Source organism: Bacteroidales bacterium (assembly GCA_013141385.1).
Classification (GTDB): domain Bacteria; phylum Bacteroidota; class Bacteroidia; order Bacteroidales; family Tenuifilaceae; genus UBA8529.
This window is the reverse complement of record JABFRB010000010.1, coordinates 119,049-144,551: the sequence shown is the minus strand read 5'-3', so window position 1 is coordinate 144,551 and position 25,503 is coordinate 119,049. Positions and strand designations below refer to the sequence as shown.

General features: G+C 38.8%; 15 protein-coding genes. 13 read left to right on the top strand and 2 right to left on the bottom strand.

The genetic code is table 11. The annotated features are described in order from the left end of the window. The first annotated feature begins 179 nt into the window (after positions 1 to 179). The 8 genes from HOO91_06015 (at position 180) to HOO91_05980 (ending at position 7,827) form a co-directional block, all read left to right on the top strand. Entirely contained in the window at positions 180 to 1,199 is a 1,020-nt protein-coding gene (locus HOO91_06015) for a DUF354 domain-containing protein (GenBank protein ID NOU17097.1), read from the top strand. Between the two features lie 7 nt (positions 1,200 to 1,206). Then, positions 1,207 to 2,376 (top strand): hypothetical protein, encoded by a 1,170-nt coding sequence (locus HOO91_06010; GenBank protein NOU17096.1) that lies wholly within the window; start codon positions 1,207 to 1,209, stop codon positions 2,374 to 2,376. A gap of 32 nt (positions 2,377 to 2,408) precedes the next feature. Continuing rightward, a complete protein-coding gene (locus tag HOO91_06005; GenBank protein NOU17095.1) occupies positions 2,409 to 3,215 on the top strand; it encodes a phosphatidylserine decarboxylase family protein in 807 nt (268 codons plus the stop codon). 19 nt (positions 3,216 to 3,234) lie between these two features. Further along, on the top strand, positions 3,235 to 3,993 hold the full coding sequence (locus HOO91_06000) for a hypothetical protein (protein ID NOU17094.1): 759 nt from the start codon (positions 3,235 to 3,237) through the stop codon (positions 3,991 to 3,993). 13 nt (positions 3,994 to 4,006) lie between these two features. Beyond that, complete coding sequence (locus HOO91_05995) at positions 4,007 to 4,942, top strand: polysaccharide deacetylase family protein (GenBank protein ID NOU17093.1); 936 nt, start codon at positions 4,007 to 4,009, stop codon at positions 4,940 to 4,942. Between the two features lie 2 nt (positions 4,943 to 4,944). Beyond that, a complete protein-coding gene (locus tag HOO91_05990; protein NOU17092.1) occupies positions 4,945 to 5,466 on the top strand; it encodes an acyltransferase in 522 nt (173 codons plus the stop codon). 35 nt (positions 5,467 to 5,501) lie between these two features. Beyond that, on the top strand, positions 5,502 to 7,190 hold the full coding sequence (locus HOO91_05985) for a hypothetical protein (protein NOU17091.1): 1,689 nt from the start codon (positions 5,502 to 5,504) through the stop codon (positions 7,188 to 7,190). A 121-nt stretch (positions 7,191 to 7,311) separates the two neighbouring features. Further along, entirely contained in the window at positions 7,312 to 7,827 is a 516-nt protein-coding gene (locus HOO91_05980; protein NOU17090.1) for an outer membrane beta-barrel protein, read from the top strand. A 105-nt stretch (positions 7,828 to 7,932) separates the two neighbouring features. Here the strand turns inward: HOO91_05980 and HOO91_05975 are convergent, their stop codons facing one another. Further along, entirely contained in the window at positions 7,933 to 18,621 is a 10,689-nt protein-coding gene (locus HOO91_05975; GenBank protein ID NOU17089.1) for a hypothetical protein, read from the bottom strand. Positions 18,622 to 19,373: 752 nt separating this feature from the next. Here HOO91_05975 and HOO91_05970 point away from each other — a divergent pair. The 5 genes from HOO91_05970 (at position 19,374) to HOO91_05950 (ending at position 25,080) form a co-directional block, all read left to right on the top strand. Then, positions 19,374 to 19,985 carry a riboflavin synthase gene (locus tag HOO91_05970; GenBank protein NOU17088.1) on the top strand — a complete coding sequence of 204 codons (612 nt, stop codon included), beginning with the start codon at positions 19,374 to 19,376 and terminating at the stop codon, positions 19,983 to 19,985. A 52-nt stretch (positions 19,986 to 20,037) separates the two neighbouring features. Next, positions 20,038 to 21,036: a sensor histidine kinase gene (locus HOO91_05965; protein NOU17087.1), complete on the top strand. Its 999-nt coding sequence runs from the start codon at positions 20,038 to 20,040 to the stop codon at positions 21,034 to 21,036. Positions 21,037 to 21,422: 386 nt separating this feature from the next. Beyond that, positions 21,423 to 22,175 carry a hypothetical protein gene (locus HOO91_05960; GenBank protein NOU17086.1) on the top strand — a complete coding sequence of 251 codons (753 nt, stop codon included), beginning with the start codon at positions 21,423 to 21,425 and terminating at the stop codon, positions 22,173 to 22,175. A 108-nt stretch (positions 22,176 to 22,283) separates the two neighbouring features. Beyond that, positions 22,284 to 23,048: a hypothetical protein gene (locus tag HOO91_05955; protein ID NOU17085.1), complete on the top strand. Its 765-nt coding sequence runs from the start codon at positions 22,284 to 22,286 to the stop codon at positions 23,046 to 23,048. A 193-nt stretch (positions 23,049 to 23,241) separates the two neighbouring features. After that, the gene (locus HOO91_05950) at positions 23,242 to 25,080 is read left to right on the top strand and encodes a T9SS type A sorting domain-containing protein (GenBank protein ID NOU17084.1); all 1,839 of its coding nucleotides are present in this window, start codon (positions 23,242 to 23,244) and stop codon (positions 25,078 to 25,080) included. A gap of 159 nt (positions 25,081 to 25,239) precedes the next feature. On the opposite strand, the gene HOO91_05945 is transcribed toward HOO91_05950, so the two are convergent. Further along, a complete protein-coding gene (locus HOO91_05945) occupies positions 25,240 to 25,482 on the bottom strand; it encodes a hypothetical protein (GenBank protein ID NOU17083.1) in 243 nt (80 codons plus the stop codon). Positions 25,483 to 25,503 lie beyond the last annotated feature (21 nt).

The window sequence follows — 25,503 nt, the reverse complement described above, 5'->3', positions numbered from 1 at the left end:
AAGGCAGCCCATTGAGTCTTTCTTCAACTGGCTTGAGGAGAAAACTGGCATTCAAAGGGCGTCTAAAGTTCGATCGACAAACGGCTTGCTGGTTCATGTATTTGGTAGGCTAGCCGTTGCATTTATGTGCCTTTTTTTCAACCCTTAATTCGCATTGTTAGTTAAAATATAATTAATCAATGAATATCCTCTTCGATTTACTGCACCCTGCTGATGTAAATCTTTTTAGAAATTCAATTAATACTCTTTCCCAAGAGGGGAATTTAGTTTATTTAACTTATCGGCACCGGGGAGTTTTAGATTTAATTGCCAAAAGTGAGTTGCCGGAATTTACGATTACAAGACTTGGCTCACATCGCAAAAGTTTGTTTGGTAAGATATTCTCAATTATTCAAAGGGAGTATTTGGCGTTTCGTTTCCTGCGTAGAAATAAAATTAAACTAGTTATCTGTCAGGGTTTAGCTTCTGGTATTGCTTGTAAACTACTTGGAGTAAAGATTCTTCATTACGATGATGATAGCGAATACCGCTTTACATTTTTATTGGGCAAATGGTTTTCTGATATTGATGTGATGCCAGATTTTATGCCAGTTAACGGAAAAAACTTTTTTAAGTATAGAGGATATAAAGAACTTGCATACTTACATCCAAACTACTTCACTCCTAATCATGATATTCTTAAGGAGTATGGTTTACAACCTAACAGCTATGTATTTATCCGCGAAATCGCTAATGTAAGCGTGAATTACCATAACCGCATTGGATTGTTACCAGAGATTGTCATCTATTTGAAAAACAAAGACATAAAAATACTTTTATCCATAGAAAACAAGGCTTTAGTTAACGAGTTTAACGATAATTGTATTATTCTCAAAGAACCGGTAAAACATCTTTATTCTTTGATTTACTTTTCACGCTTTGTAATATCCTCTGGTGACACTATGGCTCGCGAGGCTTGTTTGTTGGGAAATCCATGTATCTATACTGGAGGGCGAATGATGCAAGCCAACCAACGGTTTATTGATATCGGAGCAATGGTAAAAACGGAGTTGATAGAAGAGGTTTACAGCACGATTGATACAATGATGGATGTTTCCTTTAACCAAAGTTCAAAAGAAAAAATGACCGCTCTAATCGCAAATGAATTTGAGGATACAAACGCTGTATTGTTCAGTCAGATAAAGAAGTTATTAAAATAGATTCGCTTTGAACTCACACACTTTAAAACCCGGCGCAATCATAATTGAAGGCCATGTACAGGGCTTGTCTCTTGCCCGCACGCTGGGCGAGAAAGGGATTCCTGTTTATGTTGTTGATAAGAGAAACTGTGTAGCTCGATATTCCAGATATTCCCATAAGTTTTTTATTTGCCCTGATTTTAAAGATGATGCCTTTGCAGAATTTCTTTTACAATTGGCAAAGGATGAAAATCTTAATGGGTGGATTCTTCTTCCATCAAACGACCATGCGGTAATCACCCTTTCTCGTAACCGAAAAAAACTTGAAGAGCATTACAAAATGCTAGTTCCTGAATTCAATATTATCGAGCTGATTTATAACAAGGTAAACCTTTTAAACAGTGCTTCAGAATTAGGTGTCCCTATTCCAAGCACCCATTGTTTTACCGATACCAATACAGATGATTTAACGCTTAAATTTCCAGTAATTACTAAAGGAAAGCATGGTTTGGCTTTCTATGGTGCAATTAAGAAAAAGGCATTAATTGCAAACAGTAAAGTTGAGCTAGAGGAACAGCTAAAGTTAATTGAGCAAGAATATACTCTCGGTGATACCTTTACTCAGTCGGTGATTCCATTTGATGGAACTAATAAAACCATATCGTTTACCGCATTCTCAGAGGTCGGTGAGATTAAAGCATTTTGGATGGGAGCAAAGCTTAGGGAGCACCCCATACAATTTGGAACCGCTACTTTAGCGGAAAGTGTTATGGTGCCCGAACTCCTTGATCTTTCAAAAAAACTAATAAAACATTTCGGGTATAGCGGTGTTTGTGAAATTGAGTTTCTGAAAGATCCTTCGGATAATCAGTTTAAGCTTATTGAGATAAATGCAAGAACATGGCTATGGGTTGGATTGGCAAAAGCCTGTGGGGTTGATTATGGATTATATATTTATAATTATTTAAACGGGATTATCAATAATTATCCCAATGAATTCAAGGTAGGAGTAAAATGGACTAACTCCTTAACCGACACTGTTTATTCTCTTTTAGCATTTAAAAAGGGACTATTAACAATTAAGAACTATTTGAAATCAATGAAAGGGGAACGGGTTGGTGCGCTATACTACAAAAAGGATATTAAACCTATGTTTGCTTATGCATTAATGATGTTTTCGTTCCTTAAAAAAAGATAAATGTATTTTAAACCAAATAAAGTAGAATTGTAATGGAACAAGTTATAATAGTAATGGCATCGTTTTTACTCTCGTCTGCGATGTTTATCTTTTGGGTAGCAAAAGGGGGTTTTAATAGGAAATATTTGTATACGGACAATATTCTTTTGGGAGTATTCTCTACTGCTATTGGGCTATTGATATATCATTTTGTTAGTATTCCGATTGCTGTTTTTGTGATAATCCTATGCCCACTAATAGTTTTCTTACTTTTTGTTGGCCTATTTTTCTACCGCTTTTTCAGAAATCCCCAAAGGGAAATCCCTGGCGATAAGGATGATATCGTTGCCCCAGCAGATGGAAGAATCATCTATATAAAAGAGCTTGAGGTTAACCAAACCCCTGTTACCATTAAGAAGATGAGAGTGGCAAACATTAACGAAATCACCAAAACAGATATCTTAAACCAACCCTGCTATTTGATAGGAATTGCAATGACACTCTTTGATGTTCACTACAATAGGGCTCCCATTGATGGGGAAATAATTCTTGTTAAACACACCGATGGTACAGCAATTGGGCTAAATACACCAGAATCAACACTAACCAACGAGAGAAACACCGTAGTTTTCAAGCGCAACGATGGAATTATGGCTGGTATTGTTCAGATTGCAGCTCGAGGTGTTCGGCGTTGTATTGTAATGACCAAGGAAGGTTCTGCTGTAAAGAGAGGTGAGATTATTGGGAAAATACGATGGGGTTCACAATCAGATCTAATAATTCCCCGAAATACAACCATCATGGTTCGGGAGGGAGAACAAGTACATGCAGGGATTACTATAATTGGAAGACTAAATTAGTTTTTGAAGGAGCAGGTTAATGAGAGATTTTACATCAAAAACATATATTTCTTTAATTGAGGCAATTAATAATGCGGGATATTGCTTTCAAACAGTTGAAGAATTTTTAGTAAAACCAGCAAAAAAGGTTGTTGTTCTTAGGCACGATTCCGATATATGGCCTGGTCATGATTTAAAGATTGCCAGAATAGAAAATAGTTATAATGTTAAAGCAACATATTATTTCAGAATACCTCACACTTTCAAGATAGAAATAATTAGCAAAATTAAGAATTTAGGTCACGAAATAGGCTATCATTATGAAAACTTAGCTGACACAAAAGGAAATTATAGCAAAGCAATAAAATCCTTTGGTCAAAAACTTGAAAAACTTCGACAAATATATCCTGTTAAAACAGTGGTAATGCACGGTCGACCACTATCAAAATGGGATAGCCGTAAACTTTGGGATAAATATTCTCTCAAAGATTTTGGGTTGATAGGTGAACCATATCTTAGCATTGATTACAACGCCGTTTTTTATTTAACTGATAACGGTAGTCGTTGGGATGGTGAACGGATGAGCATTCGTGACACAGTAAATAGCAATTTTGATTATTCTTTTCGCACCACTTTTCAGTTGATTGAGGCATTTAAGAATGGCAAATTGCCCAACCAGATAATCATAAACGCACATGCTGCACGATGGAATGATAATTTGGGAATTTGGGTTTATCGGTATTTCCTTCAAAAGGCCAAAAACATTGCCAAATATTTTTTAAAACTTTTTTTCCATTAACCGACATTATTAGATGGAGCCGCAAAAAAAGTATTGTTTACTAACTAATGATGTTGAAACCACGTCTATTGCAAATAACAACCTTTCGGATGCAATGGGAGAAAGGGTTCTCAAGGAGGGTCTGCCATTGTTGCTTCAACTATATGCAGAATACAATATTAAAGCAACTTTTTTTTTCACGGGGTATATTGCTGAGAAGTTTCCGGAGGTAGTTAGGATGGTTCTTCCGTATGGTCATGAAGTTGGTTCGCATGGTTATTCACATAAAGTTGATAAGGCGTTTGATGTTTTATCTTTTGAAGAGCAAGTTGAGCACCTGAGGAAATCTAAAAGCATTCTCGAAGACATATCTGGGCAAGATGTTATTTCTTTTAGAGCTCCTGCGGCCAGAGTTAATAGAGATACAGCCATAGCTCTTAAGCAGGTTGGATTTAAAGTTGATAGTTCAGTAGCCTCGCAGCGATTTGATATGTTTTTGTCCTTTGGTGGAATGAAGAAATTAAAATGGCTAGTAGCTCCGCGCAAACCATATTTTACCCATGAGCAAAATCTAATGAAACGTGGAAGCGGAGATGTTTTTGAAATACCAATCTCTGCCCTAATAATGCCGTATATTGGAACTACAATGAGAATATTCCCATTTACAACTCGACAGCTCAGAAAATTACTTTCTTGGGAATCAAGCATAAATAGTAAGCCGATTGTTTTTTTGACCCATCCAAACGAGTTTATTGATGAGATTTCGGATGGTAAGAAAATTGTTAGACGTTCATCGAACTACATTTCCTATCTTCTTGGGGATGTTATTCGTCGAGAACTTAAGCTTAAGAACCTCGGCTTAAAAGCCATTCCATTATACAGGAAAGAAATAGAGTATTTCAATAGTAACGGATTCAAATTTGTAACTTGTAAACAGTATTATGAAAACCAAATAAATAAGGAGATATAGTTATGCCAGCAAAAGAAGTTTTAGATTTTTATGGTCTAAAGGGGCCTTGGGGTACATTTCGATATGGTGTCCGATTTGTATGGCGGTTTGTACTTGACAAGGTAGCTTTCTTCTGCTTTGTTAAGAGTTGGAGAACCAGCATTCATCGCTGGCGAGGAGTTAATATTGGCAAAGGTGTTTATATTGGTCACGAGGTTATGTTCGACCGTGTCTTTACCGATCAAATATTCATTGGAGATGATACTTCAGTAGGAGATCGGACTACCATTACAGCTCACGCAAATATCCCTTCAAATACAAGGCTGAAAAAGATTTACCCCCGACAAATTATGCAAACCCGAATAGGGAAAGGAGTCTGGATAATGCCTAATGTAATAATTGCTCCAGGTGTCACAATTGGAGATGAAGCCGTCATCGCAACAGGTTCTGTTGTAACAAAGGATGTTCCTCCAAGATGTCTTGTAGGTGGCGTTCCTGCAAAAGTGTTAAAAGATTTATCTGAACACGAAGCCTTTAAATCGTAGATGATCGTTTCATTTTAAAAATATAGAACACGCACTTGAAACTATTAAGATTATTACTTTTTGTAATTCTTCCTCTTTTCGTTTGGAGTAAAGTTTATTGCCAAGAGATCCCTGTTTCCTTCTGCAATGAGGGTATTTATGATTTTCTTGATAAGCTAGCCAATAGCAAAGTTATAAACATAAATTCTGCCGTTAAGCCCTATACGAATGGTTATATTCTAAAATGTTTAGTTGAAGCGGAAAAAAGTAAAGAGCAAATCACAAAACGACAGAGCAAGGAGTTGGATTTTTACCTAAAGCAGTATCGGTTTATTGGTGAAAAAGGTAAAAATTCCTATACAGACTTGAAACGGGGCAATCTGATAACAAAAGAACCGAACTTCAACATTGGGTTTTTACCACTAGGAATACACTATAAAGATTCGCTTTTCACCTTCTCTTTAAAACCTATCTGGGGCATTCGTGAATACGTAGTAGGATCTAACAAAATAATGCACACATGGGGCGGGGCAGAGGCGTGGGGTAGTATTGGGAGGATTTCAATCTATGCGAATTTGCGCGACAACTACCAAACCGAAATTCTTGCAAAGCCTAGTTATTTCACACAAAGCGAAGGCGGAAACTATAAAGTGAGTGTACAAGGGAGGAAGGGTGGTGATTTTTCTGAAATGAGGGGTGGTATTGTGTACGGTTGGAAATGGGGATCATTAGGACTGATTAAAGATCAGTTGGAATGGGGCACAAATTACCATGGTGCTTCAATTTTTTCAGGGAGAACTCCATCCTTTGCTATGGTTAAGCTTAATATGAAACCAGTTTATTGGTTTGAGTTAAATTACTATCATGGTTGGCTGGTATCAGAGGTTGTTGATACTAGCCGTTCGTATATAACATCTGGTGGCGATTTTAGAACAGTGTTTAGAGATAAATACATTGCAGCAAACCTCATGACCTTTATCCCCTTCAAGGGTATCTCTTTTTCGGTCGGAAACTCAATTGTCTACTCTGATATTAAGGTTCAACCAGCGTACTTAATTCCAGTAATGTTTTATAAATCGATTGATCATACATTAAACCACGACATTGAGAACGAGAACTCACAGATGTTTCTTGATTTAAGCATACGAAGAATAAAGAATCTTCATCTATATAGCACTATTTATATTGATGAGTTTTCGGTTACACGAGTGTTCAGCACAAAGCGACACAACTTCGTTTCACAGAAGTATGGCTTTCGCCTTTCGAATTGGCCAATCTCAAATACATCTTTGACCTTTGAGTATACAAAAGCCAACCCTCTTACCTATAAACATCGAGTGCCAACAACTACTTTTGAGACCAACAAATTCAATCTAGGCCACTATCTTCGCGATAATTCGGATGAACTATTTGGCGCAATAGATATCAAGTTGTTCCGAGGTTTTCTTTTGAGAGGAGATATTACCTATGCGAGACATGGGAATGAATATACATATGTCACCGCCCCAAATGAAGACCAGTTGCCTTTTATGAAAGACATCACATGGAAGAACTTAACAATTTCTTTCACTAGTCGCTGGGAATTTATTCACGATTCATGGCTCTATCTCAATATCGCTCAAAGCAATATTCAGGGCTTTAATGTGGATGGGTACACAACTCAATATTACTTGGATCTTTATACCCCATCATCTTTTCAAGGGAAAAATTCTATAATTACAGTAGGACTAAATTTTGGATTCTAAACTATAAGATGCTGAATATAAAAGGAAAAAGCGACACCCAAAGGTTTTTGAGTTTAATTTTGGAATGTGGTATGAGAATTGTGTAATTTCACACCAATTATTAACCTTAAAAATAATAGTTATGATTAAGAAAATCACATTAATTATTGCAGTTGTTCTTTTTGCTGTTGGTGCTAACGCACAATTTAAATTCAAAAGTATTGGTGGTGGCTTAGCACTTGGGTCTAAAGCAGCAGTTAATAAGAGCGGAAACGCCCAAATGGGATTTGGTTTATATATTAATGGTCTTGCTCAAATTGTTGAAAAAATTGACGCAGAGGTTTCATTTGCATATTATTTTCCAAGTGAACCAGTTTCTGGTTTTAAATTTAAACTAACGACCTTCAATATTAATGGGCATTATAATTTTCTCCAGAACGATAAACTCACAGCTTATGGTTTGGCTGGTTTGAATTTTAGTTTTGGAAAAGTTGAAATTGGCCCCATCTCTTCAAGTACATCAAAGGTGGGCTTTAATATTGGTGCTGGGGGTGCTTATGGAATAACAAGCAAATTAGATGCTGTTGGTCAAATTGGTTATACTATTGGCGATGCTGATCAACTTTTCATTAACCTAGGTATCGCATATAAATTCTAAAAGAACATATAAGAAAATAAGAAAAGACCTATTTGTAGGTCTTTTTTTATGCCCTTAATTGTTGGATTATTCTTTAGGTTTTACAATATTACTAGACGTCGTCTTCTATAACCCATAATTATTTGGGATATGGTAAATACTTCCTGTTTTTGGTGTAGGATTCACTGTAATATCAAGCGTACGTGCAATGCTAGTACCACAGGAGTTAGTTGCAGTTACATTTAACTTACCCGAAGTTGCTGTTGATGAAAAATCTAGGGTTATGCTATTTCCACTACCATTTATTGTTGCTCCTGTACCAACAGTATAAGTCCATGCATAGGATGTCACAATTAGATCATTAGGCACTGTGTAGGTAACACCTGTTTGTCCTTGGCATACGGAAGTGGTGCTTGCTGTAAAAGCCCCTGGCTGGTTGGGAGTAATGCTCCAAGAAATAATTCTGGTATCCGTTACATCGGCACAACCATTAGCTCCCGTTAAGGTTAAAGTTGCTGTAATTGACCCGGTGGTGGTAGTGGGAGTAAATGATGCTAATGCTGGATCGGGATTTTGTGTCCAAGAGCCTCCAGAACCCGTCCATGTTGGTGTGCCGCTATAGGATCCTGTGGCAGTTGCTCCTGTTAGAACAATTGATGCTGTGCCACTACAAAGACCCAAAGCGTCTGGACCCGCATTTGCAACGGGAGCCTGATAAACAGTAACGGAGGTATTCGCAGATCCCATACATCCTTTAGTATCAGTAACTGTGTAGGTTAAACCATAACCTCCCCCTGTCGTATTGTTGAACAATGGATTGGTAATCGTAGTTGACGACAGGGATCCTGCGCCAACACCAGTCCAAGCGTGTGTCATATAGGGTGCTGTACCTCCAGCGGGAGTTGCAGTAATGGTAATTGGTGTTCCGCTACAGGTTGCTGGTGTTGCTGGTAGAATAGTCGCAGTTGGAGGAGTATTTACAACAATACTGTAATTTGGTGAAACCGTTCCTGTACTACAACCATTAGTTCCTGCTACAGTTAAATTTCCATTTGTTGCACCCACCGCAAAATCTATAGTTACGCTTGTACCTGTTCCATTTATTGTTGCACCAGTGCCTGAGTACGACCAAATATAGCTAGTAGCATTTGTTATGGGTGCGACACTATATGAGTAACCAGCTCCTCCCTTACAGACCTCTGCTACACCAGTAATAGCACCTGCTGCGCTTGGCATGGATGCCGTATTTACTGCTACAGTATAAGTTGAAGAAACCCCATTTCCACAGCTATTTACTCCATAAACAGTAATAATGGTTGACCCAGAATTTGGGAAGGTTAGTGTTATGCTATTTGTTGCACTAGTTCCTGTTGCACCGTTATTATTCGACCAATTATAGCTGGTTGCATTAGCGATTGCGGGTACTGTATATACGACAGATGAGGTTCTGCAAACGGATGCTGGCCCACTTATTGCACCTGCGGCAGCAGGTAATGGATTTACAGTAACCGCCAAAGCACTGCTTGTTGATGAACATCCTCCTGAGTTAGTTCCAATAGCATCAACAGATTGTGAGCCTACAGCCAACAATGAGGTATTATAAGTATTGCTCGCTCCATTTTGGACTGTAGTTCCGTTTATTCTAAAACGATAGTTTGCTAATCCGGCTGTTGCTGTAAATACAATATTAGTCCCTTGACAAATGATATTATCAGCATCATTACTGGTAATATTAACTGTTGGTATAGGACTTACATTAACTGTTGTTGATGTCATACCTGTGATAACGCCAGGAATACCGTTTGCAGTAATATTTGTAAGAGTATATACTGTTGTTGAAGAAGGACTTACTGTAATATTATAGGAAGCAGAATTTATGGCAGGGGTTGTAATAGGAGTAGCACCTACATTATATGTAAGCACATAAGGCATTGTGCCTGTGAATGTAACTATAATTGTTGTTGAAGATCCATTACATAGATTCACTACGCCCGGACTAGTTATCGTTGCTGTACTTGCAGCAACAGGTGTTACGGATGCTAGTGTGAAGTAGGTGTAACTACCATAATTTATGAATGTAGTAGTTGATACCGTACCAGAAGTTGCTGTTCCAGTTACTGTTGCACTAGTTCCCACAACCTCCCATTTAGATGATGATGCATTCCATCCTACAACCCTAAGATTCGATAAATCTAACAAAGAACTTGCTACATCACTAGAGCCATCAAGGATTATACTTATGATAGAGGCGCCTCCTGTTGGTGCTTCTATCTTCCAATACTCCGAATGACTTACTGTAGATATGGGGCTATCAAAATTATCTGTATTATATCCTGCTAATGTTGCGTTTGCAAAAAAGTAAGATGCCTTCCAATCATTTATACCAGAAGGACCAGATACAGATTTTAGCGTAATTGGACCATGTGCTTTTGTATCATCCCAGTTGCCAATTGGGAAAGTAAAGCTGTTGCCATTCATCATCTCCTTTGTAAGCACCCCATTTACAAAAGATAATGCAGAACCTGCTGATGGAGTAACTATTGCTCCATAGTTAATTCTGAATAAACTTGAGGGGTTTATACTTACTAGACCGTTAGTGAGTCTTAGCTCCCTATCAATCTCAACATCGTTAATAATAGTAACATCGTTGGCATTGTTTATCTCAAGATTATTTAAAGCATTACTATTCGAAAATGATCCAGTAATGGTTTGAGGAAGAGTTCCAACAAATGCGAGAGTTGCATTTGCACCACTACCTGCATCATACGATCCTGATGTTCGGGTTAGATTCCCCTTAATGCTTGTTTTACGGTTGTAGTAGTTTATGAGGTTAAGACCTGCATCACCTGTTATATTAAGATCTCCGTTTAGGAGAAGGTTGTTATTCGGAAATTTTCTATCACCTATTCCCGTAAATCTCAGATGGTTTACCACAGTAATATTTCCAAGAAATTCGTAGTTTGTTGTCCCGCTAAATTCAAGGGTTCCCCCTGCGGATGAAAAGAAATCATCGTATACAGCAGCGGGAATATCTCCTGCCTCAAGGTATATCGTACCATTCCCGTTGAGAATACCCAAACGATGACCGTAAGTTGAGTAGAGTTTAAGAGTACCGAATACTTCTGTTAGGTAACCAGCAACATAGTTTGAGGTTACATCAACGGTATGGGGGATGTTAATTTTTGTGATTGCACCACGAGGACCACCTGCAACATTTGGAGTCCAAATTGTACCCGTTGCCCAATCGCCATTGGAATTAGTTTCGTAGCTGGTTACTAAATCAGGAATAGCCCCATCAAGGCTTGCATCACCTGCTCCGGCTGTATAGTCGCCGCTTATTCCAGCGTCATTTTTGAGATTGAAATTGAATATCAGATCTTTATTTGTTTCATCAAAATCAGCCTTTGGAAATTTCAGCCAGTTACCTAGTCCATTAGCAAGAAGACTCGCCGTATGATAATCAGCAATAGTGTACTCTGGACCAACAACAGCATCAATATCTATATACCTCATTTTAGCAGAAGCCGTGAACCCCGAAATTCCGTTTGCCTTTAGAGTCCAGTAATATTGAAGAGCATTGTTTTTATCAATAATTTGTGTGCCTAACTCTGCATCCTCAAGAATACTGGGATGAATTTCGTTGGCAGGTTTCACGGCAATGCTACCTGTACTATTCCCGTTGGCTGAAATTGTTAGTGTTACAGGTGTATATTTATCGTTTGATCCAACAGGAAAAATGAATACAGGTGATACTCCCGCAGGAAATGTTTTACGCAAACCATTATCGGTAAAAGAGATATTGGTTTCAATCATGTTTGTATTTGAGAATGGTGACGACTCCTCAATAACAGCATTTACACCTATGTCGAGTAGATTTTTACCAATATTTAAAACGCCTGCTTGCATTTTTAACGATCGAGTGATGGATAGTTGATTTCCAATAGGAATTGTCACTCCATTGGAGTTATTGATAGTCAGTTTTCCAAAAACTCCATTACCTGAAAGAATTTGAGAATTATCTCCTTTTAGAGTTATCCCATCTCCAACTCCATTGTTTATATGCGTTGCATCATTATATACATCCCCTTTTACGGTTACAGTATTTCCATTATCTGTAAAAGTTCCGCCACAAAGCGAGAAGCTGTTGGTTACCAACAACGGTGTGTTGCCAGCGGTTAATATTACGTTGTTAGAAGTTAATTTATCGAAATTGTAGAAATTAAGCGAAGTTCCATTTCCTGTGATGGTTTGTGAACTACTTCCGCTTAAGAAGGTAGTGTTTCCATTGGGGATGAATGTTCCGCTAGCCGTCATATCGCCTTGAAGTTCGAGATCTAAACCATTAGCGTTAAAAGTTGCCCCAGCATCAATTTGAAGTAAACTTGTAATAGTGGCTGACACCACGTCGAGTCTTGCTATTGGATTTCTTGTACTAGAGTTGTTTATTCTAAGTTTAGGGAGCGGTTTTCCTGCATATATCCCTATTGTTTGAGAAGCAGGTGTTGATGTATGTCCTATGTTTATATTGGCTGCAAGACCTATATTATAGAATGCAGGGTCGAAATAGAATGCTGAGATGGTTGGGCTTGTTTGAGCACGTGCAATAAATAAATCTCCCCCAGTAATTGAGAAAGAGCTTCCAGCATTTAGTATTTCGAACACACCCCTATTTCCTATTGGTGCGGCATCGTTACCAATAACAACAGTTCCGTTGGTTTGTGAATAGGTAAGAATACCCACATCCGATGAAGGTGTTCGGCGAACTTGTCCCCCAACGGTTAATGTTCCACTTGTAACCGAGATTGTTGCCATTCCCGATGCCGAATACTCAATTGGATTATCGCCACCGCTCATATCAAGCGTTCCACCGCTTAGGCTAAGTTTACCATCAAGGCTAATACCCGAAGTACCGTTGGCATGAGTTATTCCCTGTTTAATATCGAGACAGGATGCGGCGGGTATTTCAAAATAATTACCTCCTGTGGTTAGGTTGATATTAATTGCCGGATCGTTTAAAATAAGCGTACCACTCTTCATTGTGATAGCTTTGGTTGCGGTGTTTGTTGACCCGTTTAGTATAAAACTATCATCGAAGGAAAAAGAGGGGGTTTGATTTGTACCCTTGTTCATTACTATACGATACAGGTTTGGAACTGTTGTTGAGGTTCTAGAATATGTTCCATTTTCGGTACCCTGCATCTCTAAAATTGCCTTGGATCTATTGGCCGCTCCGTAAAGATCTATTCCCCAGTTATTATCGGAACCTTGAATTATATTTCTTTTAATAACAAAAGTGTGCTCAAGGATACCAGCAGCAGCGGCTACATTTAGATTTCTATTACCTACAGATCCTGGAATAGGGATTCGTGTAAAATCAACATCTCTATCAACGGTAACTTTAACGGCACTACCTGTTGCGGGGAACTGAAATGTTGCTCCCAGCCAAAAACCTAAAACCAAATCTCGTTTTATATAAACATCTCTTAATGGATGCACTGTTGCATTCCCTTGAACAATCAGATCCGAATTGATTGTAATATTTTGGTTGATGTCGGTGGAGTACTCAATCATCATATTTGGAATAGGCGTTGGAATATTTGTTAGCTGAGCGGGTGCTGTGCCATTGTTAAAGAAGAGATAGTAAGAATATGGATTTGTCCCAAAATCACCAAAATCACCTGTTAAATTTATGTTATTTGCACCGAAAGAGATCATTCCAACTCCCTTTACAAACCCCAAAGTTGCGTTAACACTATTGTAAAACTGCAATCGTGGAACATTTTCGGAGTTCGATTGCGCAATAGGCAGGTTTGGTAATTCAAAAATAATTTCCGCTGGTGGATTCGGAATACCTGTAGCATCAACAGTTATCCTACCTGCTCGTGGTGGCGGGTTATCAACAGTTGCTCTACCGTTATAGATGTGTACAATACTTCCAGTTGTTGGAACAGCATGAACTCCGCTACCAATAAAGCCTACATCCCATGTGGCAGCGTTATTCCAGATCTGATAGCTTGCGTTTGTGTAGTAGTGAATTGGCGAACCTGCGAAACATGCGGCAGCCCCAGCTGTAAAGTTGTAATCGTCCAAAGAAAAGCCGTTTGAGGATGGAGTAAACAATCCATTGGTGCTATTTCCATTGAAAGTAATTACACGTGTATTTGTTGCCCCAACGTTTTTGATAATATCGTTATCGGTTAAAGCCTCGTATAATCTTGTGTATGGATTACTATCCTGTACTTTTCCGGGAACGTAATTAACTTCATTAACCGAGTTTGCGGCAACAAGATCCATTAATCCACCACCCGTTCTGTTTCTATAGTAGAAACGAAAAGCAACAGTAGGAGCAGTGGTGAAATAAGATGATGATACTCGCCAGTATTGTTGAAGAACCTCACCTCCTGCGGCGTTTAGAGTGAGCAGTGGTCCCATTGCAGTTCGAATTGTAACATACCCATCATCGGCAAAGTTCTTTACCACCATCTGTGCAGGACGGAAGTATAGCGTTGTACCCCCATCAGCCGTAAAGCCAAGAGGATAGGTTATTGGGCCAAAATTATTAAGAATATTGGGCTGATTCTCTGTTTGTGAATCTGCTGTTACTTTAAGAGTTAAACCACCATCGCTTGCTTTTCCATCGGTAAAAATCATAGAACTGCCAGAGTAGCCACTATCTGCCACTTTTAGATAACTATTAGTTGCACTGTTCTCGAAAATACCCATTTCCATATTCCATAAATTATCAACCTTAAGGTTATAGCTCTTAAGGTAGATAAGCCCTTTTACATACTCCATACGCTCGATGTAAACATCACTGGTAAGGGTTATTTTTGATGGGGGAGTTACATTTATCTGAACGTTACCAAAAACGGCATTGGTTGTGGTTGTGAGTGTTAACGCAGGGTTTTCAACCATTTGAATTTGGGCTCTACTGGGGGTTACACCCGGAAACCAAGTACCCATGTGGTCATTATTTGTTATGGCGCCCCATGTACGAATAGTGAAGAGGTTTTGATTTAATGTCCCAGATAGCACAGAAGCATTGCCGTTTATATCTAAACCAACCGACTCATTGGTTCTGGTTGCCCCAGAGGTTAGTTTTACTTCGTAACCGTTGGTTCTGTCTACGACAATATTTCCAAGTTCAAGCGGGTTAGTAGTATTACCCTGATAAAACTCTTCAACTGCACCCGTTCCGTTTGTTTTGTTGAAATAGGTTGTGTTGCGTGATGTTGGCTGATTGGCAATTGCATCGTATGGTGCTGTTCCTCCGCTTATGGGTACATACAGCGCCCCATTTTCAATATAAAAAGCACCTCCAATATATACATCATTTGTTCCTGAATTAAAGGTGATAGCGGGATATGTTGCACCACCAGATTCTTTTCCCCACAACCTAAAATCGTTTAGCACTTTTAGTGGTTGAGCGGCTACGTTTACATTATCGGGAGCAATATTTGTTGCTGCTCCCAATGAGAACTGTCGGGCAACAGCCGTTGAGTTTTTAAACGAAAGATTCCAGAAAGGGGCAGTTGATGTAATTAAAAAATCATCGGTTGATTTTGTTTCTGCAATCACTGTACCACCCGTAACTTTTATATTATCAGGATCGGAATTAATGAGAATACCGCTATTCCCTGTTGAGGTGTTTACATTAAGAGTACCACCACTCATGTTGAATACACAGTTGGGGTAGGGCAAAGAAAAAACGTAATAATCTGTATTTGTTGTTCCTCCTAGAACATTTACCGTTCCCGCTGTTTGAACATAGCCGCCATAGTTGGCAACCCCTACATCCGAAGTTCTAATTTGATTGGTATTAACAGTTCCCCCTTCAACACTTAGAATACCGTTGTTTCGAAATGTTATCCCGCTGATTGTTTTAGCCTCAAGGGTTCCGTTGGTAATTTTAATCTTGCCATATAAAGCAATGGTTTGTCCACTATTCTTTTGCGCAGTTCCACGATCCATCCATAGTTGCGCTCCTGCAGAAATGCTGTAAATATTTGCAGTAGAAAGTGTTGGTATTACAACGCTATTTCCTATTCTTACAGAGCCTCTTATTAAACCTAGAGCATTATTATTGTTTACTAATTGTGCCGTAGCAGGGGTATGGTTTTCGTTGGCAAATCCAAATAGATTAAAATTGGCTGGAGCAGTAGCATCAATATTTAATGTATAAGTATAATCAACTCCTTTGTCTACCTCAATTCTATAGAAATTTGTAATACCCCTGCACATTATACTTTGGTCGTTATCGGGGCTAAGGAAATTGGCATCAACAATACCATCAGTGGCCTCAGTTGCATAATCGGCAACAGCACGATTGGTAAACCTTACATCACCGCTATTGGTAAAGTCGCCATACATATTCAGCTGATGGCGAGCATTGGCCGTACCAGTTGCAATTTTACCTGTTGCTGAAACGGTGATATTTCCCTTTACGGTTATGTTAAGTGGAGTAGTTGAAGTATTATCGTTAATACTTAAAATTCCATTGAATATTTTTAAGTAACCATTGATTGAGTAATCACTTAATAATGTTAGCGTATTTGCTGCTGTTAGGTTGATTTCCAGGTTAAAGAAAGTGCGAGCAGAATTCAAGTTACAAGATGTTCCATAGTATTCTACCGTTCCTTCACCCAACCCAGCTGTAACGAAATTGGTAGCATCTCCTATTGGAAAGTTATCCCCGGCAAGACGTATACGACCAGTACCATTAATGGAAGTAAACGAATGTCCTATTGTTGTTCCAAAATCAAGTGTTCCAATAACAGTTAGTTTACTATTCACCTTTGTATATGTAGATACGGTAACTGTTCTCCCTGAAAGGATTACCACCTCATCAAAAGCAGACGAAGTGGATGTTGTAGGTGTTACATTATTGGGATTTAGCGGCTGTGTTCCGGAAGGATCGAGTGTCCATGTTGTTGGATCGTCCCAACTACCTGTTTTTAATGAGTAGAATACTCTTTTGATAGGCTCAGTGCCAGTCCATGTTGCATCTAAAGTTGAAGTAGATGATGCTTTAAGAGGGTTATTGCCCGCAGCGCTTGCACCAATTGGAACGCCCCAGACTCCAGCTGTTGGTTTATAAGCAATTTCGCAGAGACTCGCATTACCACCAGCAGGAATATCCCCAGCATCATAAGTAAACCGAATATCGGCTATTAATGATCCTGTAATACCGGTGGTTGAGGTTACCCATTGACGATTTAGCGGATGGTTTCCGGGAACTCCCGATGCAGGAGTTGAACTGCATTGCAGTTTAATACTCGATAATGGAGCAATGGATGTTGCCGAAAGACTGGCTATCTGCATAGATGTATACGCAGATCCAATGCCTACTGGGTATGTGAGTACAAAATCGGAATTGGTATTTCCCTCCTTAATTATGCTGCCAGTTCCAACGTCAATCATATTGAAGGAGCCAACCAATCCAACTACACTTGCATTGCTAGATAAAGTTAGTTCATTACTGTTTAGCGCAAGCCTCCCGTTAGTTAAGTTTAGAATGCTGTTAATGCGAATGTTACCTGCAACAGTTTTAGTACTTCCACCATCTATGGTTAACCTTTCATAAGTAGGTACAATTGAGATCGTCTGTGCGCCCATGGTTTGGTAGAAAATTGTACTAGTAGGATCAAGAGTTATATTTCCCGATGTATAATTGGTAGGGAATAGCACATTCGTTGCATTACCAGTATTTCCAAGGGTTAAAACTGTCCCCAAAGTCATTGTAAACAAACCAGTGGCATTTCCCGTAATCTGATAAATATCTGATGCTAAAGTAGTAGTGCCAGAAATAGAAAGGTTATTATTTATAGTTGTTGCTCCTAAAAGTGTTTTTGTTCCACTGCCAGATGTTGTGAGATTATAATACGGAACTCCCCGAATTTGTTGAGCTGTTCCATTATAGTTTACAGTACTTGTGCCACAATTGAATGTACCAGTCTGATTATTATTACCACCAATATTAAGTGTTCCTGTTGTAAACGATAAATTTCCAGCACCACCTAAATTTCTTGTAAGATTAATTGTATTTGCCGCACCGGCAATGGTTCCCTGCGAAATTGTTAAATCGTTGCCAATGCTTAGGTTTGAACCCAAAGTAAGTGTTTGTCCATTAGCATTCATTGTAAAATTGCTAAAGGATTGATTTAAACCCACAGGGGTTGTACCTGTAAAACCCGCACCAATGGTACAGTTGGAACTAGCACTCCAAGTTGAGGTTGGAATAGTGCCACTATTTTGATTATGATTATATACCCCGGTTGAGGTAAAGGTTAACGAACCACCAGTTACAATTCCTGAATTTGTTACAATCCCATTAATTGTAACTGTACCAACATTGGCATTAAAAGTTCCTCCACCTGCAATGGTTAGTGTTTGACCAGAAGCGAGAGTGATTGTATTATTCGCAGAATTTGAAAGAGTGCCAGTTATGCTTGTTGCTGTATTTATTGCCGATAGATTTAAATTAACCGCATTTCCAACAGTTCCATCGCCAAAGGTTGCTGAGCCTGATATGGTTAATGCCGATGTTGCATTTGTATTATTGATAGTAATTGATTGAGCCGTTCCGTTGGCGGTAAAACGAATACCAGTACCTTGTACTGTAAGAGAGTTTAAGGAAATATTTGGAACTCGGCTAATTGTTTGGTTAATAAAAGCTACAGGAATAATAACATTGTCGCCATTTACTGGAGCGATATTACTTGACCAATTTGTAGCAGTATTCCATCTTCCATTGCCAGCATCTCCGTCCCATGTTCTTGTTGCTTGCCCATAGCTATTAAAGACAAAAACCACCATTAAAAATAATGATAGTCCTAGTCGTTTGAGGGGTTCAGGTATTTCTTGTAGGTTTTTTAACTTACACGAATGGTGTGATATCCTATTTTTAAATTTTTTTCGATGTAACTGCGTAAAAGTATTGAAATTGCACATATTTATTTCTTTTTTCACACCTTATACTAAAATAGCTACGTATAATTTCACTTTAACTATTATAAACCAATTTCGGACAATAGAATATCAATAAAAGTAAAGACAAACAACAACCAAACCAATAATAATAAAGGCGTGATAATTAGAAAAATAAAATAATTGTAGTAATGATAAATACTCCTAAAGTCCATTTCTGGACAATTTTGTAGTATTAATAGTCAAAGAGGATAATTATAAACTCAAAAAACATTTTCATGCCATAAAATTAATCCAAATATTTGATCAAATTATTCATAATTAACAATATTGTTAACTAATCACTCACATAATTTAATAGATATTTCTTTTGAATGTAAAATAAACGTCAACCACCCAAGCTATTCTCGCAAAGTCGCCAAGTTCGCGAAGAAGAAAAAACTAAAAGTTTTTCCCTTTGCGCACAAACTGTAGATTCTATTTGGTATAATCAAATCGCAGTATTTCAACTGATTTTAATAGGGTTTCTTATCTATTTAACTTTCTCTGCGGCTTAGCGACTTTGCGTGAGATATTTTTTTGTTGCAGAATAGTTACAATCGTTTTTGTAACTTTGGCAACCTAACTTTAAATTAATTAATATGTTTTCAGGAATAGTTGAAGAACCCGCCAAAGTGGTTGCAATCGTAAAAGATAAAGAGAACCTACACGTCACACTTACATGTTCATTTGCGGAGAATCTAAAGATAGATCAAAGCGTATCCCATAATGGTGTGTGCTTAACTGTTGTGAAAATAGAGGGAAATACATATACAGTAACCGCAATCAAGGAAACGCTTGAGAAATCAAACTTAGGTCTTCTTAAGGTAGGCGATAAAGTAAACCTTGAGCGCAGCATGAAGATTGACAGTTTACTCGATGGACATTTAGTTCAGGGACATGTTGATCAAACCGCAACATGTAGCGAGGTTAAAGAGGCCGATGGCAGCTGGTATTACACATTTAAATATGATTCTAAGATAGGCAATATCACTGTTGAGAAAGGTTCTGTATCTGTGAATGGCGTTAGCTTAACCGTAGTAAATTCTCAGGAAGGCTCATTTCAGGTTGCAATTATTCCATACACCTATGAGCACACCAATTTCCATGAATTTAAGGTTGGTACAGTTGTAAACCTCGAATTTGATATTGTGGGTAAATATATATCTAGGCTTTTAAAGCAATATCTGGATTCAGGATTACTTGGGCGTTAGGAGAGAACAATAATTAATAATAGCTGTTGTTGTTTAGTTGATAGTTTATCCCATGAAAAACCCTTTAAACCGAGAAATCACAGTCTATATATCATTAACAGCAGCTATTGCCTCTGGGTTAATCGCCATAATTTTTATAAGCGGGAACAAAGAGTACTACCTATTATACCCAATCGTTAGTATTCTCCTCGTTTTTCTGCTTACATACCTTGTTACATGGTTATTTTTAAAAAGAGTTCCAAATGTTAATACTGTTGATGAAAAACCCACTTGGAAAAATCTCGATAAAATTTTCAACGAGGTTAATCAGGATGCTGTTTCCTTGGCAAGCAATCAGGTGAGAGAAATTGACCGCTTAAAGGGGATGGAGCAATATCGTAAGGAGTATTTGGGTAACGTTTCGCACGAATTAAAAACTCCAATATTTAATATACAAGGATACGTTCTAACCCTTCTTGATGGCGGGCTTGAGGATGCTGAGATAAACCGTAAATACCTAGAGCGAGCCGAAAAAAGCATCAATCGTCTTATTTCAATAGTGGAGGATTTAGAAACAATCTCAAGGCACGAGGCAGGAGAATTAAAACTCGTCAAAGAGAATTTCAACATTGTGCAGCTTGTTGAGGAAGTTTTTGAAACGCAGGAAATAAGGGCTAAAAAGCGCAATATTCAACTTGTTTTTTACAAAAAGTATAAAAAACCGATTATTGTCTGTGCAGATAAAATGAAGATTTTTCAAGTTCTCACCAACCTTATAACCAACTCAATTTACTATGGAAAAATGGAAGGTAAAACGCGCATCTCTTTTTCTGAAGTAAAAAATAAAATTCTGGTTGAAGTACATGACAATGGTATTGGAATTGGGGAAGCCGATATCTCTCGTGTTTTTGAACGATTCTATAGGGCCGATAAAAGCCGCTCACGCGAGCAGGGTGGAACCGGATTAGGCCTTGCCATTGTTAAGCACATTATCGAAGCGCATGGCGAAACAATTCATGTAAAAAGCAAGATAAACAAGGGCTCATCTTTTATCTTTTCATTACCCAAATAAATAGATTTTCAAAGGAATAACTTAACTTTTACCTTAAATATAAAAAGCAACAAAAAACAACCCCTACCGCTCCTTAAAAAAGGAGGAGAAACTACCATGCAACTCTGTTATAGCCCCTTAAAGAGTTGAGGTTCGTTCGTCATACTAAAATCACCATTAAATCTACTTTTCCGAACGCCAATGGAGTAAAGTATGCCAAAATCAGAAAAAATATCTCACTATTAAATAATACTACGAATGATCTTTAAAATCGCAAATAAAGGCAAAAATCACTTAAACTCTTTCTTATTGTTAAATTTCAGCAAACAATAGAATGCTCTTTTGTAGTTTAAAAATTTTATTACTTTTGATATAGGATTTGGTTTTATTATAAAATAGAATTATTAATGAAAAATAGAATTTTGATTTCCCCATTCTTAGCACTAGGATTTTTACTGATTATTGCTAATAGTTGTTGTAAAGACGATGATAACAGTCCAAGCAACCCAACCAACGGACTGACAATGGCAAAGTTTAACCCCCATTTGAGGTATGGTTCAATGACCGATCAGGATGGGAATACCTATAGAACCATTGCCATTGGCACCCAAACGTGGATGGCAGAAAACCTACGAACCACCAAGTACCGCAACGGCGAATCTATATTCAACATAACGGATAACGCACAATGGAGCGGCTTAACCACGAGTGCGTACTGTAATTACAATAATACGGTTAGCTTGGATTCCATCGCCACGCTAGGTCGGTTGTACAACTGGTATGCGGTATCCGACAATCGGGGCATTGCGCCCAAAGGCTGGCACATACCCGCCGAGGCTGAGTGGAATACGCTAACGGCCTACCTCGGTGTCGATAGTATTGCTAGTGGAAGGCTAAAGGAAGCCAGCATAATCCAGTGGGGAGGACCCGATAAATATACCTCCGATAACAGCAGCGGGTTCACCGCCCTTCCGGGCGGGTGGCGTTGGTATCCCAATGGCCGCTTCTACCACATCTACTACTATGGTAGTTGGTGGTCTGCTACGGAGTCAGATGCTCTTCATGTAAGGATTATTTCTCTGTCGGACTTCGACGCCACAATTAATAGGAGCAATGGCCGCACAGGCGATGGGTATTCGATCCGGTGCGTAAAGGACTAGACCATTGGGCTTTTTTACCATTTTGTTCTATTGCAATGTGTGCCTATAAGCAAAATCGCTCATTATATTCGGTATAAAATATAGGTTTGATTATAAGATGAATTAATTATGAGAAACGGAAATTTGATTTTCAAATTGGTTGTACTAGGATTTTTACTGGTTATTGCCAGTAGCTGTAGTAAAGACAACGATAGCGAGCCAAGCAACCCAACCAACGGACATACCACCGCGGTGTTCAATCCCAAGTTGAAGTACGGTTCGATGACCGATCAGGATGGGAATACCTACAGAACTATCACCATTGGCACCCAAACATGGATGGCCGAAAATCTGCGGACTACGAAGTACCGTAATGGCGATGCTATAACCAATGTAACGGGTAATGCGCAATGGGGAAGTACTACATCGGGTGCTTACTGCTACTACAACAATACGAATAGCTTGGATACCATTGCCCTGCTAGGCGGGTTGTACAACTGGTACGCAGTATCCGACAACCGCAGCATCGCTCCTAAAGGATGGCACGTACCTAGCGAGGGCGAGTGGAATACTTTGGTAGCCTACCTCGGGGGCGATAGCATTGCTGGATACAAGATGAAACAAGCCCCTTTTATTGAGTGGGACGGGGCTCTTTGGATTGGGATTGACCATATCGCCGATAACAGCAGCGGCTTCACCGCCAACCCGGGTGGGTGGCGTTGGTTCGACACGGGTCGCTATGTCTGGGTTTGCTACGATGGTGCCTGGTGGGCGGTCACTGAGTGTGGTGTCCCTTATGCGGGGGTTCTTTTTTTAGAATACTTTGAATCAGCAGTTACCAAGATCTGCAATTATAAGGGGAATGGTTATTCTGTTCGGTGCATCAGGGATTAAGCATTGGGGTATTTGAACATGAAAAATATGCTCTTTTTGATCTGCCCCAGTCAAAGGATAGGGAATGAAAAAGGGATTATAATCAGAAATGGGAACCCGATTACAGAGAAAGTGCTCTTTATGAAGCCGAATAATCAACTAAAATGTAATATTGAATTACTTTTTTATTTAACCACATAAACCTAAAACGATGATGAAAAGATTACTCAAATTTTTTTGCACCCTTCTAATCCTGCTAGCAACAGGTGGTATACTTACTGCCCAAGATTTTACCGTAAAAAGTTCAACTGATAAAACTAGTCAGCTATGCACACCCGTTAGAACCGGGAGCACGACTAAGGTTCAGGTCAAAGTAACAAGTAACAGGAGCGATACCTGTACCGTTTCAATTGATAAGTCATACTCGTTCGGTGCTTACGCCAGCTGGGTGAGCATTGATAATAGTGGTCAAAGTATATTAAAAACTCAAACTATTACATTTAATTTGGATATTACCCCTGCAAACGCAAATGATGGAGATTTATACCCTTTTCAGCTGACTTTTATTGTAAGGAACAAAAAGGGTAACTCAATCAACCCTAGTTATAGTGAAAATGTTTTATTTAGTGTTAGGATTGACAATTCAATTCCCTCAAAACCAGTTGCATCAGTTTCATACATTCATAGCAATTCTGCTACAATTAACTGGACGAGCAGTACCGATGATTGGTCAAATCCATATACTGCTTCTAACATTTCTGCCGGAGTTAATGGTATAAAAAGTTATACTGTAGTTTTAAAGAATTCGGCTGGTACAACCATGCCAGGGGCAGGGCCATTAGATGCTTCTACCTATTATTATACGGGTAACTATTACCCATATAGCGGCCTTACATCCAGTACTACCTATACGGCAACTGTTACAGCGGCTGATTTTGCAGGAAACACAAATACATCTTCAGTAATATCCTTTACAACACCCCTTCCTCCTCCAGATGCGCCAACAAGCCTTGCATCAAGCAGTATTTCCTATTGTAGCACCACGCTAACATGGGTTGCTTCACCTACGGCAACAATCTATAATGTCTATAATTCTACAACTACTCCTAGTTCAAAAATTGGCACCACAACGACTACTTCATTCAATGTAACCGGATTGTCCGCAGGTACTACCAACAAGTTTTATGTAACTGCTGAAAGCAATACGGGAGTATCTCCTCAAAGCACTACTTTTTCTGTAACAACTCTTTCAATTCCTACGCCAACAATCTCTGGTCCAGCTACTGTTTGCTCTTTAGGTGCTACCTTTACAGTTGGAAACTTACCCTCGGGCTGTTCCGTTTCATGGGATCCTGGTACCAACTTAAGCTTATCGTCAGCATCGGGTAGTTCAGCAACATTTACTCCCACCGGGAATAGTTCGAGTTGGGTTAGAGCAACATTTAACTCTGGCTGCGGAACAGCGTATCGCAACTATAGCATTGTTGCTGGCTCTCCAGTGCCTGGGGCTATTTCTATAGATTTTGATGCTCCACCAAGAAGGTTTACGGCAACCATCGATGGCGTAAACACCGCAACGAGTTATAAATGGTATCTGGATGGTGTTTTGAAATCTAGTACATCATCAACCAGCGTTATTTTCCAGAGACAGCTAAATAATTGCGGTCATGTGTACTACGTGGATGTAGCAGAGGTAAACGCCTGTGGGGTATCCGAAATAAGCCATGCTGAAGTCTCCGAGGATCCCTGCTACTATGGCTTTAGCATTTCTCCAAATCCTGCTTCTGAAAATGTAACATTGACCATTGGTAAGGCAGAGAATACGGCAACTACCCAATCTACACAAGATGCAGCAACGTTTAGGTCAAAATTCATTTCAACGAATTCTTACACTGTCCGCATTTTTGATAATTTTGGAACTATAAAAGCAACATTGAAGAAATCTGGAGAAACGGTTACATTACCCATTAGCAATCTTGATAACGGATGCTATATTATTGAAATAAATGATGGTAACAAAATATATCGTCAGCAACTAGTAGTAAAGCATTAATGATAGAAAAAATATTTGTTAAATTAGAGACCCTGCTTTCGCAGGGTTTCCTATTTAATCAACAACTTGAATTAATCAATAAATATTCAAAGGAATAACCCAACTTTTTTAAAAGAAAAGTTTTTTTGGGGAACACTACCATAAAACAACATAGAAAAGTCATTCGGGAAGGAAGAAAAGTCTCTTCCCTTCCTTCCCCGAAGACTTTTGAAGAAAGGAATGTTTCTCTCCTTCCTTCCCCGAAGACTTTTGAAGGAAGGAATGTTTTATTCCTTCCTTCCCTGAAGACTTTTCAAGGAAGAAATATTTTATTCCTTCCTTCGGAAGAAACTTTTGAAGGAAGGAAAGTTTCATTCCTTCCTTCCCCGAAGACTTTTCAAGGAAGGAATGTTTCTTTTCCACATAGAAAAATCCTTAGGGAAT

What these genes read in the sequence shown, in the direction of transcription:
- HOO91_06015 (NOU17097.1), top strand. Translation starts at nt 180, where the DNA reads ATGAATATCCTCTTCGATTTACTGCACCCTGCTGATGTAAATCTTTTT.
- HOO91_06005 (NOU17095.1), top strand. Translation starts at nt 2,409, where the DNA reads ATGGAACAAGTTATAATAGTAATGGCATCGTTTTTACTCTCGTCTGCG.
- HOO91_06000 (NOU17094.1), top strand. Translation starts at nt 3,235, where the DNA reads ATGAGAGATTTTACATCAAAAACATATATTTCTTTAATTGAGGCAATT.
- HOO91_05995 (NOU17093.1), top strand. Translation starts at nt 4,007, where the DNA reads ATGGAGCCGCAAAAAAAGTATTGTTTACTAACTAATGATGTTGAAACC.
- HOO91_05990 (NOU17092.1), top strand. Translation starts at nt 4,945, where the DNA reads ATGCCAGCAAAAGAAGTTTTAGATTTTTATGGTCTAAAGGGGCCTTGG.
- HOO91_05980 (NOU17090.1), top strand. Translation starts at nt 7,312, where the DNA reads ATGATTAAGAAAATCACATTAATTATTGCAGTTGTTCTTTTTGCTGTT.
- HOO91_05975 (NOU17089.1), bottom strand. Translation starts at nt 18,621, where the DNA reads ATGGTGGTTTTTGTCTTTAATAGCTATGGGCAAGCAACAAGAACATGG.
- HOO91_05970 (NOU17088.1), top strand. Translation starts at nt 19,374, where the DNA reads ATGTTTTCAGGAATAGTTGAAGAACCCGCCAAAGTGGTTGCAATCGTA.
- HOO91_05965 (NOU17087.1), top strand. Translation starts at nt 20,038, where the DNA reads ATGAAAAACCCTTTAAACCGAGAAATCACAGTCTATATATCATTAACA.
- HOO91_05960 (NOU17086.1), top strand. Translation starts at nt 21,423, where the DNA reads ATGAAAAATAGAATTTTGATTTCCCCATTCTTAGCACTAGGATTTTTA.
- HOO91_05955 (NOU17085.1), top strand. Translation starts at nt 22,284, where the DNA reads ATGAGAAACGGAAATTTGATTTTCAAATTGGTTGTACTAGGATTTTTA.
- HOO91_05950 (NOU17084.1), top strand. Translation starts at nt 23,242, where the DNA reads ATGAAAAGATTACTCAAATTTTTTTGCACCCTTCTAATCCTGCTAGCA.